This is a genomic window from Burkholderia sp. BCC1640, from assembly GCF_902833125.1.
GTDB classification, from domain to species: domain Bacteria; phylum Pseudomonadota; class Gammaproteobacteria; order Burkholderiales; family Burkholderiaceae; genus Burkholderia; species Burkholderia diffusa.
Map to the genome: position 1 here is coordinate 1 of NZ_CADFEF010000137.1, position 533 is coordinate 533.

General features: G+C 65.9%; 1 protein-coding gene. It reads right to left on the reverse strand.

Annotated elements, in window-relative coordinates; translation table 11 throughout:
- Window positions 1–533: FUSC family protein (locus HWX25_RS32870; protein ID WP_175912761.1), on the reverse strand; the 533-nt coding region annotated here is incomplete at both ends.

The following is a 533-nucleotide window of genomic DNA, read 5'->3' on the forward strand; positions in this document are numbered from 1 at the left end:
GTACCTGCGTAACTGATACGCTCCGAGCCCGCCGATACCCACGCGGCCACCGCGATCACTGGCAACGTCATCATCAGCAAGCCGACAATGCCGTCCAGATGCGGCATGACCCAGACGACCATCGCGAGCGCCAGCACGCTGCCGACCGCCGCGCCGCCGATCCGCAGCACGGCACGCTGCGCGGATGCGCCGAGGCTGGGTTGCGCGACGATCAGGCAGGTCAGCATCATCGTATGGATGCCTTGCCAGTCGGTCGCGACGTAGAAAACGTAGCTGCACATGGCCGCCATAAGCGTCTTCAGTGCGAACTGTGCGTAAACCGGGTTGGTGACGGCATCCGGCACCAACATGCGCTCCTTCTCGGCCTTGGACTGTGCTTCAGGCGGGGCGGCCGACCGGTCCGAGAACATCAGCAAAGCGTCGCGCGTTTCTGCCAGCGCACCCGGCAACCCTTCCGCCGCCAGTCCAACCAGCGCGTCCGGCGCAACAAAACGGGCGTCCGTTCCAGCTGCCTCGGTCAGGCGCCGAACGGC